Source organism: Phycisphaeraceae bacterium (assembly GCA_040222855.1).
In the GTDB taxonomy this organism is placed as follows: domain Bacteria; phylum Planctomycetota; class Phycisphaerae; order Phycisphaerales; family Phycisphaeraceae; genus Mucisphaera.
Map to the genome: position 1 here is coordinate 231,229 of JAVKCD010000003.1, position 12,968 is coordinate 244,196.

At 61.2% G+C, this 12,968-nt stretch carries 11 protein-coding genes; 7 read left to right on the forward strand and 4 right to left on the reverse strand.

The genetic code is table 11. The features are described 5' to 3' along the window. Positions 1-66 precede the first annotated feature (66 nt). From RIG82_00960 to RIG82_00970, 3 genes are read left to right on the forward strand one after another with little or no spacing between them, the layout of a single operon-like run. Complete coding sequence (locus tag RIG82_00960; GenBank protein ID MEQ9459507.1) at positions 67-1,350, forward strand: glutamate-5-semialdehyde dehydrogenase; 1,284 nt, start codon at positions 67-69, stop codon at positions 1,348-1,350. Continuing rightward, positions 1,347-1,970 (forward strand): hypothetical protein, encoded by a 624-nt coding sequence (locus RIG82_00965; GenBank protein ID MEQ9459508.1) that lies wholly within the window; start codon positions 1,347-1,349, stop codon positions 1,968-1,970. The genes RIG82_00960 and RIG82_00965 overlap by 4 nt, the downstream gene beginning before the upstream one ends. A gap of 53 nt (positions 1,971-2,023) precedes the next feature. After that, on the forward strand, positions 2,024-2,962 hold the full coding sequence (locus RIG82_00970; protein MEQ9459509.1) for a hypothetical protein: 939 nt from the start codon (positions 2,024-2,026) through the stop codon (positions 2,960-2,962). A gap of 82 nt (positions 2,963-3,044) precedes the next feature. On the opposite strand, the gene rho is transcribed toward RIG82_00970, so the two are convergent. From rho to RIG82_00985, 3 genes are all read right to left on the reverse strand, one after another. Then, on the reverse strand, positions 3,045-4,595 hold the full coding sequence (gene rho, locus RIG82_00975) for a transcription termination factor Rho (GenBank protein ID MEQ9459510.1): 1,551 nt from the start codon (positions 4,593-4,595) through the stop codon (positions 3,045-3,047). A 170-nt stretch (positions 4,596-4,765) separates the two neighbouring features. Beyond that, entirely contained in the window at positions 4,766-5,401 is a 636-nt protein-coding gene (coaE, locus tag RIG82_00980; protein MEQ9459511.1) for a dephospho-CoA kinase, read from the reverse strand. Next, entirely contained in the window at positions 5,398-6,741 is a 1,344-nt protein-coding gene (locus tag RIG82_00985; protein MEQ9459512.1) for a hypothetical protein, read from the reverse strand. The genes coaE and RIG82_00985 overlap by 4 nt, the downstream gene beginning before the upstream one ends. A gap of 278 nt (positions 6,742-7,019) precedes the next feature. On the opposite strand from RIG82_00985, the gene RIG82_00990 reads away from it, so the two are divergent. Continuing rightward, positions 7,020-9,311: a methyl-accepting chemotaxis protein gene (locus RIG82_00990; protein ID MEQ9459513.1), complete on the forward strand. Its 2,292-nt coding sequence runs from the start codon at positions 7,020-7,022 to the stop codon at positions 9,309-9,311. 73 nt (positions 9,312-9,384) lie between these two features. Here the strand turns inward: RIG82_00990 and RIG82_00995 are convergent, their stop codons facing one another. After that, positions 9,385-10,857 (reverse strand): polysaccharide biosynthesis protein, encoded by a 1,473-nt coding sequence (locus RIG82_00995; protein ID MEQ9459514.1) that lies wholly within the window; start codon positions 10,855-10,857, stop codon positions 9,385-9,387. A 154-nt stretch (positions 10,858-11,011) separates the two neighbouring features. Here RIG82_00995 and RIG82_01000 point away from each other — a divergent pair, with 154 nt between their 5' ends. The 3 genes from RIG82_01000 (at position 11,012) to RIG82_01010 (ending at position 12,967) form a co-directional block, all read left to right on the forward strand. Next, positions 11,012-11,407, forward strand: a complete 396-nt coding sequence (locus RIG82_01000; protein ID MEQ9459515.1) for a PilZ domain-containing protein — start codon at positions 11,012-11,014, stop codon at positions 11,405-11,407. 115 nt (positions 11,408-11,522) lie between these two features. Next, complete coding sequence (locus tag RIG82_01005) at positions 11,523-12,356, forward strand: GNAT family N-acetyltransferase (protein ID MEQ9459516.1); 834 nt, start codon at positions 11,523-11,525, stop codon at positions 12,354-12,356. A gap of 53 nt (positions 12,357-12,409) precedes the next feature. Next, complete coding sequence (locus tag RIG82_01010) at positions 12,410-12,967, forward strand: YqgE/AlgH family protein (protein ID MEQ9459517.1); 558 nt, start codon at positions 12,410-12,412, stop codon at positions 12,965-12,967. Position 12,968: the final 1 nt, after the last annotated feature.

Consider the following 12,968-nt stretch of genomic DNA (forward strand, 5'->3'; position numbering starts at 1 on the left):
ATTTTTCCGGGCGATGGCCTAGAATCGGAGCTGACCCGTTTGTTGCCTGACAGGGGAGCGCCTGCGATGAGCCAGACGAGCACGACCATGACCGATCTCAAAGGCTACTGCGACGATATCTCACAGAGAGCGTTGCGGGCATCGCGAGCGCTGACTCGATTCTCGGGAGCCGATCGTGACCGTGCGTTGCTGGCGATGGCGGAGGCGTTGCTGGACCAGCGTCGGTTGCTACAGAGTGAGAACGCACTGGACCTGGAGGCGGGGCGTGAGGCGGGGTTGGCGGCGGCGATGATCGATCGACTCGCCCTGACGGACAATCGGGTGGAGCTGATCGCAGAGTCGCTTCGGCAGGTGGCGGCGCAGCCTGATCCCGTTGGGCGGATTGAGAGCGGGAAGGTGTTGCCCAACGGGATTCGGCTGCAGAAGCGGCGGGTACCCATCGGGGTGGTGCTGATTATTTTTGAGTCGCGGCCGAATGTGACGTCGGATGCCGCATCGCTGTGTCTCAAGGCTGGGAACGCGGCCATTTTGCGGGGTGGGAAAGAAGCGAAGCATTCGAACGCGGTGATCGCCTCGTGTGTACAGGCTGGTCTCGCGGCGGCGGGGCTGCCCGAGGATGCGGTCCAACTGGTGGAGACGACTGATCGGGCGGCGGTGGGGCATCTGCTGGCGCAGGAAGGCGTCATCGATGTGTGCATCCCCCGGGGCGGGGAGTCGCTGATCCGGGCGGTGGTTGAGCAGGCGAAGATCCCGGTGATCAAGCACTACACGGGCAACTGCCACGTCTATGTGGATGAGTTCGCGGATGCGGCGATGGCGGTCGAGATCTCCCGTAATGCGAAGACGCATCGCACCGGCGTGTGCAATGCCGCTGAGACGATCCTGGTGCATCAGGCTGCAGCGAAGGCGGGTGTGCTCAAGAAGATTGGCGACGCGTTGCTGGCTGAGGGTGTGGAGGTCCGGGGGGATGCTGCGACGCAAGAAGCGATCACCGGCAGCAAAGCTGCTAGCGATGCGGACTGGGGGACGGAGTATCTCGACAAGATTGTGGCGATCAGGGTGGTGGATTCGCTGGGCGAGGCGATCGAGCACATCAATCGTTACGGGTCGCGGCACACCGACGCGATCGTGACGAAGGACCTAGCGGCGGCGGAGCGGTTTACGAACGAGGTGGATACCGCGAACGCGTTTGTGAACTGCTCGACACGGTTTAGTGATGGGTTTCAGTATGGGCTGGGTGCCGAGATCGGCATCTCGACCGACAAGCTGCACGCGCGGGGGCCGATGGGGGCGGATGACCTGACGACGACCAAGTGGGTGGCTTATGGGGATGGACAGGTGCGGTCGTGACTGATGTTGTGGACCCGACGCTGGAGGATTCGGACCTCGATCGGTTCGTGCATGGTCGTTACCTGCTGCGGAAGAAGTTTTTCCGGGTCTTCGGGGACGATTTCTCGATCTTCGATGAGGAGGATCGGCTGGCGTTTTACTGCCGACTCAAGGCGCTGCGGCTGAGGGAGGACATCCGGGTGTTCGCTGATCGGGCGCAGACGCGGGAGCTGCTGGCGATCAAGGCTCGCACGGTGCTGGATTTCGGGACGACGTATGACGTGACGGATTCGGTGTCGGGGGAGCCGGTGGGATCGCTTCGCCGTAAGGGTTTCAAGAGCATGATGCGAGACGAATGGGCAATACTTGGTGCGGAAGGGCAGGAGATGGGGACGATCCGAGAGGACTCACTAGGGAAGGCGATTGCCCGACGGATCATTGGGGATATCAGCTTCTTCATGCCTCAGGCGTATCACGCGACGATCGGCGAAGTGGAGGTTGCGACGTTCCGGCAGCGTTTTAATCCGTTGATCGCCAAGATCGACTTTGATTTTTCGATGGATCATGGGTTGCTGCTGGACCGGCGGTTGGGGGTCGCGGCGGGCTTGCTGCTGGGGGCGATCGAGGGGCGGCAGGATTGAGCCGGGTGTGCGTGTTTCTTTCCTGTCACGGGTGATCGCCCTACGATCAGGGTATGAGTGATGATCGTTTGGATATTGAACTGGAAGCGCCGGCACCCCGAGGTTTGACGGCGGGGAAAGTGGCGGTGCTGGCGACGTTGTCGCTGTTTGTCATCGTCCCGTTGATCACGATCGGGAGTTACCGGTTGATGGAGGGGTCGTGGACGCCTACGGATCAGATGATGCGTGACCTTGAGACAGGCGTGGATGGGCATCCCGCGTTTCTTGAGAAGCTGGAAGTGTGGTACGAGGCGGCTGTGGATGTGAAAGAGACGACGCTCCGGCGAGGGGCGGTGTCGTCGGCGCGGAACGATCAGGTGTTCAAGGAGCTGCCGTTTGATATCTCAGCGGAGGAGGAGGCGCTGGTGCGGGTGACCGCGCGGATTGCGCAGCGGCCCTACCTTGAAGGCCGTGAGGTGATGGATGAGGATCGACAGGCGCTGCGTGCGTTGATGGAGGAGCGAGGCGAGCATTTTTACCCGCTGATGGTGCTGGCGATGTGGGAGCAGACACCAGAAGCGTCGATCAAGGCCCAGGCGGCGATTGATCGTGGAGAGGGATTTAGGGAGGCGTTCTGGGACTTGTACGAGCGTGCTTACGAGAGATCACCATCAGTGATCGCTTTGGCTCAGGGACCTTTGGCAAGGAGCTATCCACCTCAACAGTCCGTACAACCTAAGGCATTCGTGTTCGACCGAGTCCGGCGTGACGTGGTGGATTCGTCGCTGGTGCTGTGGTACCCAAAGGCCCCGCGGATACACTTGTTTGATGTGGCGTACCCGGTGTACAAATCGCTGTTTCGTCTGCGCGACCCGCGCGTTCCGGTGGCGGAGGCGGATGTTTTTGATCCGGAGCGTCCGCCGGCGTGGTTTGTTTATCCGGGGGATGTGGGGCGGATGCCGTATCGGGTGAGCGAGATGAGTCAGGGCTACGGTTGGGATGAGGATCGGTAGCTTGTTATCGAGACAGGCGTTGCTGGTATGTAGCTGATTACTCAACTGCAGTCGCGCGGGGCACGAATCGGACTACGCTGAATCAATCGAGTGACATCGTGATGAGGAACTCGGCGTTGGAGCTGACTTTCTTGAGGCGGCTCTTGAGCAGTTCCATGGCTTCGACGACGTTCATGTCGGCGAGGACTTTGCGGAGGCGGTAGACGAGTTTGAGTTCGTTTTCGTCCATCAGCAGTTCTTCGCGGCGGGTGCCAGATGCGGCGATGTCGATGGCGGGGTAGACGCGTTTTTCGACGAGGCGGCGGTCGAGGTGGAGTTCGGAGTTACCGGTGCCCTTGAACTCCTCGAAGATGATGTCGTCCATCTTCGATCCGGTATCGACCAGCGCGGTGGCGAGGATCGTCAGCGACCCGCCATTTTCGATGGCGCGGGCGGAGCCGAAGAACTTCTTGGGTCGTTGGAGGGCGTTGGAGTCGAGACCGCCGGTGAGGATCTTGCCGGAGTGGGGCATCTCGGCGTTGTAGGCGCGGGCCATGCGGGTGATCGAGTCCATGAGGATGACGACGTGCTCGCCGAACTCGACCATGCGGCGGGCTTTTTCCATCACCATCTCGCAGACCTGAACGTGGCGCGTGGTGTTCTCGTCGAAGGTGGAGGCGATGACCTCGACATCCTTCGGCGTGTTGTTCTTAAAGTCAGTGACTTCCTCGGGTCGCTCGTCGATGAGGAGAACGAAGACGTTGACCTCGGGGAAGTTTTTGATGACGGAGTTGGCCATCTTTTGCAGAAGTACCGTCTTGCCGGTGCGAGGCGGGGCGACGATGAGCCCGCGTTGTCCGCGGCCGACAGGAGCGACGAGATCGACGATTCGCATCTCGATGTTGTCGGGGTTGGAGGGGGTTTCCATCACGAGTCGGTCGAAGGGGTGGAGCGGGGTGAGGTCTTCGTAGGGGACGACATCGTTGAGCTTTTCGGGGGAGAGTCCGTTGATGGCATCGACGCGGAGCAGCGCGAAGTAGCGTTCGGATTCCTTGGGCGGGCGGATGGTGCCCTGAACGATGTGTCCGACCTTGAGTCCGAAGCGTCGGATCTGCGATGGGCTGACGTAGATGTCGTCGGGGCAGGCGAGGTAGGAGTACTCGGGGCTGCGGAGGAAGCCGAAGCCGTCGGGGAGGATTTCGAGGACACCTTCGCCGTACATCAGGCCCTGTCCGGAGATTTTTTTGCGGAGGATCTCGAAGATCAGTTGCTGGCGTGAGAGCTTGCTCTGGTTATCGATTTCTTCGGTTTTGGCGAGGTCATGGAGTTCTTCGGGGGAGAGCGCCTGGAGGTCGGCGATGGTGATGCCGGACTGCTTGGCGTCGTCGTAGCGAGCCTGGGTTTCGGCTTCGAGGATCTCGTCGGTTTTGTGGCCATCGGGGCCCTGGGGGTGTTCGCGTTTGCGGGGCTGGCGTGGCCCGCTGTTCTGTCCGCCGCCTCCGCCCTGCTGTCCACCGGATTTGTTCTTGTTCCTGCGGGCGGTGCGTTTTTTGCGCTGCCCGCCGGGCTGCCCTGAGGCTTTAGGTGCGGTCTGGTCTTCGCTGCTCTGTTTGTTCTGCGCTTTTTCGTCCACGGAAACTTCCTGGCTGGCCATCAGATGCGTCCTCAAGGGGCGTGTCGTGTACGCCTGGGGGTAATCAGTGAATGTCTGAGTTGGTCTTAGATGAAGGGGATAAAACCCGTCGTTGTGGAGGGGAGAGACCCTGCTGGGACCCGGAGACAAGGGGGTCGGAGGATCGTTGAATCCAGCCGAGGCGGGGCATGCTAGCGGCTGGGGGTCTGATGAAGGATCAGGGAAAGGACGCGGCTTGATTGGACCCGGAGTTGATCGGGATCCGCGTCGTTGTTGATGACATAATCGGCACGATCCCGCTTGATGTCAAGCGGCAACTGGCTGGATTCCCTGTCAGCGAGTTCCTCCGGGGACCAGCCGCGGGTCTCGGTGACACGGCGTTCGCGGTGCTCTTTGGGGCTATCGACGAAGACGAGGGTGTCACACTCGGTGTCGAGACCGACTTCGAGGAGCAGCGGGCAGTCTTCGACAATGGCTTTGATGTCGAGGTTGCGCATGTAGTCGGAGCGGAGTCGCCAGCGTTCGGCGTGGACACGTGGGTGGACCAGGGCTTCGAGGCGGGTGCGCTGTGCGGGGTCTTTGAAGACGATCCCGCCTACGGCTTTGCGGTTCACGGTACCGTCGGGATGGATGACGGACCCGCCCCACCAGTTGCGTAGTTGTTGGCGGACTTCGGGGTGTTCGATGGTGTCGCGTGCGATGTGATCGGCATCGACGATGCCGCAGCCTAGTTCGGCGAGGATGGATGCGACCAGACTCTTGCCGGAGCCGGGAGCACCCATGAGACCGATGACGGGTTTGGTGGTGGCTGGCTCTGGGCTGTTCAAGGTTGGAGTCCCTGGATGCCGAGGGAGTTACCCCAGGCCTCGACAAGTCGTACGGGGTCGATGCCGTAGCGTTGATCGAGGCTTTCCTGCCAGGTCAGGCCTTCTTTAATGCCTGCGATGAACGCGCGGTAGCGGGCGCGATCCTGCTCGATCATGAAGGCGGTGAAGCGGTGGGCGACGCCGTATTGCCAGCCGGTGATGGGGACGGCGTCCATCATCCGGCCCATGCTGCGGTAGCGGCGGAGGGTGGGGAAGGTGCTGCGTGCCCAGCGGAGGTCATCGAGTTGGCTGCCTTCGACCAGCTCGGAGGCGATCAGTTCGGCGAGGCCTTCGTTGATCCAGCTTGGGATCATCGCGGGTGACTCGTAGCGGTGGAGGAAGGCGTGGACGGTTTCGTGAACGAGGATGTAGGCGAAGTCGTGCTCGTTGGGTTGTCGGTAGAAGGAGACTTTGGCGAAGCCGTCGCCATAGGTCCTGCAGAGTCCGGCGGTGGGGGTGGCGTCGAAGCCGTAGAGTTGGGCGTGGTAGCGGAAGTAGGTTTGCGGATCGCGGAAGACGATGATGAGACACTTGCCGCGGAAGATGTTGGTGTTGCGATCAACCTCGAAGAGGGTGCAGAGTCGTCGGTACATGCGGTCGAGGAGGCTGGCCCAGCGGCGGGCTTCGGCGGCGGGTAGATCGGAGTAGAAGAGGAACGTGTCAGTTTCCTGGAGAGCGAGGGGGTTGTTGAGCTGGTGGGCGACATCCTGGGCGTAGGCCTTGAGTTCGTCGGTCGAGGCCTGCATGACTTGCAGGGTCTGCTTACCCCAGAACTGGGGCTGGACCCCGCCCAGGAAGACCGGACCCTGGAGGCCTTCTGAGCCAGGGGCTTGGGCGGCGGGGTTGTTGTTTGGGTTATCGGGTGACGGGGGCTGGTAGGGAGCGCCCTCGCGGATGGCTTGAGCGCGGTCGGCGAGGGTGTTGTCCAGTTGAACGGCCCTGCGGAGGGCCGTCTCCATGGCGGGCTCACCCTCGTCGAGTGTGCGGAGCAGAGCGGCGAGTCGGAGCCAGCGCTCGCCATCGGTGTCGCGGAGGAGTCCACGATGAAGGCTCAGGACCTTCTGGGCGGGCAGATCGGACCAGAGGAGGTCGCGGTCGTCGTCGGAGATTTTGATTCTAAAACCGTGCTCGTCGTAGCCGGAGAGACGCCCGCGGAGACGCTCGCCATCGTTGAGTTCGATTGCCAGGGCTCGATGTGGCGTAACCTCGACCCACTGGGCGTGAGACAGTGCCGGAGTCATCAAGAGTACGCCCATGGCGCAGAGGCCGAGTAAGCGGGTGGTTCGTGCGGGTGTCAACATGGCGAAAGTCTCCCGGCTAAACGGTTCCTGATTTTACCCGCACGAGGTGAGAACGGGTCCAATAACGCAGCGAGGTCCGGTCTGGTTGGGGCCATCAGCCTAGCGAGCGCTACAGCGAAGCGTTCGTCTTTATCAATAAATCGTGATGGCAACCGGCGATGAGTCTGTGGCGAAATCAGATGAACTGGCTAGCGCTCCCTAAGTTGGGGGAGATTCCCTCCGACCTTAAACGAACACGGTCTACCCAGATAAGGGTATGCCCTACTGCGGAGGATGCCATGTTTGATCTAGCTGTTGTTGGTGTTGGGTTCGGTGTTGCCTTTGCGATTCTGGCTGCCCTCTGGTGGCAGCAGAAGCGATTGACCATCCGGTTTCGGCTGGTGGTGCTCTGTCTGGTTATCGGCCTGCTCGGCACGAGCATGGTGGGTTATCTGAGCGTGAGCAAGAGCCGTGCGGCCCTGCTCGCGGCGAGCCAGGACAAGCTGGAGACGATCCGGCAGCTGGAGACCAAGAGCGTCACGAGCTACTTCGAGACCATCCGGGATCAGATGATCACCTTCTCGTCGAACGAGATGATCGAGGAAGCCGTCGTCAGTTTTTCAGAGGCGTTCTCGAAAGTCGCGAATGAGACGGGACAACCGGGTGGCGTTGGTAGCCCTGCTTACCAGGCGATCTCGGTCTATTTCGACAACGAGTTCCGGCCACGACTCGAGCAGGCTGGCGTGAAGTATCGGGGCGCTTCGGCATATGTGCCCGCGAGCCCCAATGCTGTGATGCTGCAGGCGATGTATCTGACGAACAATCCGAATCCTGTCGGGAGCAAGCACGGGCTGAATCGTGCACCGGAGCAGACGACCTACAATCAGGTGCACGAGCACTATCACCCAACGGTTCGGAAATATCTCGAATCCTTTGGTTACTACGACATTTTTCTGTTCGACCTGGAGGGGAATCTGGTGTATTCGGTCTTCAAGGAGACAGACTACGCAACCAATTTTCTTAATGGACCGTATAAGGACACGAACTTCGCCAAGGTCTACCGCCAGGCGCTGACGTTAGATGATCCGGATGCGTATGCGTTCGTGGACTTTGCTCCTTACAAGCCGAGCTATGGTGCCCCAGCGAGTTTTATCGCGAGCCCGATCTTCAAGGACGGGCAGAGGGTTGGCGTAGCTGTCTTCCAGATGCCGGTTGAGCGGATCAACTCGATCACTGCATCGGCGGCTGGCCTGGGCGAGACGGGTAAGTCTTATCTCGTCGGCGCGGACGGACTGCTGAGGACGCAGGATCGTCTGGTGGAAGAGAACACGATTCTTGTCGCAAAGGCATCGTGGTCGTTCCTCAGCAGCGCGATCAGCGGGACAATCGCTGCGGCGGTTGAAGAAGACGCTGAGGGCGTCACCAAGTTGATCAGTTATGGGCCCGTTGAGGTGCTCAGCGAGACATGGGTATTGGTGACCGAGATTGAACTCGACGAGGCGCTTGGGCCCGCAAAATCGCTTCAGACCGGGATTCTTCTGACCTCAGCGGGGATCGTCGTGGTGGTGGTGATCGCCGCCTTGGCGTTCGCGTTCCTGATGACGCGGCCGATCAAGCAGCTTGTGGCTCGGCTGCGTGATATCGCTGAGGGTGAGGGAGACCTGACGGTTCGTGTGGATGAATCGGGTGTCGATGAGCTGGCTGAGTTAGGCAAGTGGTTCAACAAGCTGTTTGGTCGGATTCATGGTGTGATCAGTGAGATCGCCGGTGCAAGCCAGGAGGTGGCGTCGTCGGCGACGCAGATCGCTGCGTCGAGTGAAGAGCTGGCGACGGGTTTCAAGAACCAGAACAACCAGGCTACTCAGATCAGTGCGGCAGCGGAGGAGATGTCGGCGTCGATTGACGAGGTGGCTCGCAAGGCGAACGATGCGAGCACCTCATCGAGTGAGGCGGGCAAAGTCGCTGAGAGTGGAGGGACGGTCGTCAATGAGATGGTGCAGGCAATGCGTGAGATCAGCGAGGTCGTTGCCGCGGGGTCGCAGCGTGTCGAGGCATTGGGCCAGCGAGGCCAGCAGATCGGCGAGGTGATCGCGGTGATTAATGACATCGCCGATCAGACCAACCTGCTGGCCCTGAATGCGGCGATCGAGGCGGCACGAGCCGGCGAGCACGGTCGAGGCTTCGCGGTGGTCGCGGACGAGGTGCGGAAACTGGCGGACCGGACCACGAAGGCGACCGAGGAGATCGCGGATTCGATCCGCGCGATCCAGAGCGAGACTCAGGAAGCCGTTCGTGGCATGAACGTCGGTAATGAGCGCGTCGGTCGGGGTGTTGATCAGGCGGAGCAGGCGGGCGACAGCCTCCGGCAGATCGTGGGCAACACATTGCAGGTTGGCACGATGATCCAGTCGATCGCGGCGTCGAGTCGTGAGCAGTCGATCGCCAGTCAGGAGGTCTCGAAGAACGTCGAGCAGATCACGGTGATCGGTCAGGAGTCGTCGGAGGCGGCACAGAGTGCCGCTGAGGTGGCGAGTGTGCTGTCTGGGCGTGCCGAGCAGCTTCAGAAGCTGGTGCGTCAGTTCAAGCTATAGGGTCGAAAAGGGACGAAGGAAGATCCAAGCCCATGCCTATTGCATGGGCTTTTTCTTTGGGCGCTGTGGCTGCTTAACCCGCTGCGGCCAGGGCGGTAACCATCTCGGGGATGGCGGTTCGAAGGGCCGTGGCGGCGGCCTCCTGCGGGGTGCCATCCCACGGGCCGTGCCCGTGACCATCGCGGAGGCGATCAAAGGTCTTGAGGATCTGCTGGATGCGAGCTGGCTCGGGGGCAGCGGTCTGCCAGATTCGGATGCTCGGGTGAGGCGTGGGGGTCATGGCCTCGGAGCGGTATGCGAGTTCTTCGAACAGTTTTTCGCCGGGCCGCGGGCCGGTGATCCTGACTTCGAGGTCCACATCGGGTTCGATCCCCTGCTGTCGGAGGTAGCGGTGGGCCAGGTCGAGGATGCGGATCGGCTGGCCCATATCGAGGAGGAAGACCTCTCCGCCACGGGCGTAGCCAGCGGCCTGGAGGACCAGACCGGCGGCTTCGGGGATGGTCATGAAATAACGGGTCATGTCCTGATGGGTCACGGTGAGCGGCCCGCCCTGGGCAAGCTGCTCGGACCAGATGGGGAGGACGGAGCAGGCCGAACCGAGCACGTTGCCGAAACGGACCATGGCGAGCGTGGTCTTGCTCTGGCGGGCGCGGTGCTGGATGTAGAGCTCAGCGAGTCGCTTGGAGGCACCCATGATCGAGGATGGGTTGACGGCTTTGTCGGTCGAGATCATGACGAGTTGTTTGACGCCTGATTCGATGGCTGCGTCAACCACCCAGCGTGTGCCGTAGAAGTTGTTTTCCAGCGCCGCGGTGGGATGGTCTTCCATGAGCGGGACGTGCTTGTGAGCGGCGGCGTGAAGGACGATCTCGGGGCGAAGGCGGTCAAAGAGTTCCTGGTTGGCGCGCTTTTGGGTGACGTCGTGGATCTGCGCCCTGCGGTTGAGTTCGGGGTGGGTGCGGGCGAGCTCACCGTCGATCTGAAAGAGTCCGTTCTCAGAGCGGTCGGCGAGGATCAGCAGTGCAGGGCGAAAACACGCGGCGATGCGGGCCAGCTCGGAGCCGATCGAGCCTGCGGCTCCGGTGATCAGCACGGTCCGACCGGTGATCGTCTCTGTGAGACCTGCTTCGTCGAGCGGTGTGGGGCTGCGGCCGATGAGTGCTTCGAGATCAATCCGGGGCGAGTTTGACGTGCCGGCCTGGCTGATGATGCCAGCGAGTTGATCGCTCATGGTGGACAGGTAGCGCCAGGTCAAGCCGAGTTGAGTGGCCTCAGCGATGAGGGTGTTGATCGCGGGTTTCATCGCTTGGGGCAGGCAGATGAGCAGACCATCGGGGTCGTGCTTACGCGTGGCGGAGGCGAGGTCGGCCAGCTCGCCAAGGATCGGCACGCTGAGGTCGCGGTGGAGGGCTTTGGGGGAGTCGGCGCGAGTCAGGAGCACGCCGAGGATGGTGGGTGATGCGTCTGGTTCCGATAATCGGAGCGCAGCGAGACTTTGTGCCACCGCCAGGCTTGAGCCAGCCAGGAGCCATCGGCGGGTCTTCATAGGGCTTTGAGGATGCTGGGGTTGGGTCACCGGGGACTTATCGGCACGTTTCGGGCGAACCCTGCACCCGGGGCATGGGGCGTTAAGCAGGTATGCCTGAGGCGTCGATAAGTCCCATGTCGAGATTCGATCCTTTCCACCAGGAGGTCTGCCCGTGTCAGAGCCCAACCAGCAGGAAACTCGCCGGGAACCGCGGTTCTCGATCCCTCCGATGTACACGCTGCTGCGAGCGCGTGAGCGGGGTCACAAGCGGTATCGCTGGACGGGTCATATTTATGACATCAGCCTCTCGGGTATGCGGTTTGAGTTGGATAGTCCGCTGCCGAATGGGCAGAAGGTGGAGATCCGGGGGATGCTTCCGGGCGAGCACCACACGACCTTCCGCGCGACAGGGCACGTCGTTCGGCAGCATGGGGCTGAGGACAACGATCCGGGCCCGTCTCGGATGGCGCTGAGCTTTGAGACATTCGAGAGTCAGATCGACCGGCGGCGGTTGTCTGAGTATCTCGAGCGGGTGGCTGGCTCAAGGGGCCTCAAGGTGGCGGCGTAAGGATTCGGTGAGCGAAAGATATACAGCGACCTGATCCGACAACGATCATCGATAGCGTTATGCTCTGGTCTGTAGGCCGCTTGTTTCTGATCTCTCTGATTGCACACACGACGCCATGGTTTTACTCCCGCCAAGCCACTTCACCGATGTGGAAGGGATGTTCCCCGAAGACGGTCCGAATGCGGCGATGCTGCACGCAACTCTTGAGGGTCGTGTGCCGGGCCGGGTGCTGGTGGATGATGCGCAGCGACCTTCGTGTGCGCTGGTGCAGGCCGACTACTACGGTTTTACTTTTCCCAGTCGTCCCATGCCACCCAGTTTTCTGAAAGAGGGCATCGAGCGTCTGCTGGAGGATGGCCCGGTGCTGCTGGTCTGGCCGAGTGAGAGTGATGTACCAGCCGCGTCTGTGGACCCACCGGTCGCGGGGCTGACGCTTGAACGCGTGATGCTACGCGGTTTTGATGTGTCTTCGATGCCGCTGCACGGGGTTCAAGTGCCAGAGGGCTGCATGCTGTCGCCTATGGACTCGGGTCTGGTGCCACGCTGTGTTTGGCATGACCAGCTAATGCGCGCGATGGGCTCGATTGACCGGTTTTTGACATATGGACTCGGCGTCTGCCTGCTTCGTGACGACACGATTCTTAGTGAGGCCTACATGTGTTTCTGGGGCTCGGGCGTGGCGGAGATCGGCGTTGTCACCCACCCCGACCACCGTCGGCAGGGTTTTGGTGTGCTGACCGCCCGTCATCTGATTGAGTTGTGTGAAGAACGTGGTTTAGATGTCTATACAACTTGTTACGCGGCGAATGAGCCGCTGCGCCGGGTTGCGGTTCAGGTCGGGCTTACCGAGGAAGTTCCCTACCTTCTCCACGTTTACGGCGCGGCCTCTGCGGAAGATTTCGAGACCATCATCGCATCAGAAAAAAGTCAGTCCCCAGACCGGGCATGAGCGTAGACCTGATGGGTCGTACGCCGTTATGATGCTCGCAAGAGGATGGGGACATGATGCAATCACTCAAGGGACAGCTTCTCGTTGCCGTCACGGATCTTCGTGATCCGAACTTTGCGCGCACGATCACGCTGATCGTCGAACACAATGACGAGGGCGCACTGGGACTGACACTCAATCGTCCGACGGACACGACGTTCCAGGAAGTCTGGGATGAGATCAGTGGGACGCCGAGTGTGATCGACGACGTGATCTACCGTGGCGGGCCGTGCGAAGGCCCGTTGATGGTGCTGCACACCGACCCGCGGCAGGCGGATCAGACCGTGATGGATGGCATCTACTTCACGACCGAAGAGGAAGAGGTGATGAGCATCGTTGCTGAGCCTGCGGGGCGTTGCCGCTTTTTTGTCGGTTACGCGGGGTGGAGCGCATCGCAGCTCGAACGCGAACTCGAGGCAGGGTCCTGGCTTTACGCGCCCGCGACAGCCGACCATATTTTTTTAGAGGATGAGCGGCACTGGTTGCGGCTGCATCACCAGATCAGCCTCTCACGCAGCGGGGTCACGCGCATCCCTGTGGCACACCTGCCAGCGGACCCGTCAGTCAACTGAA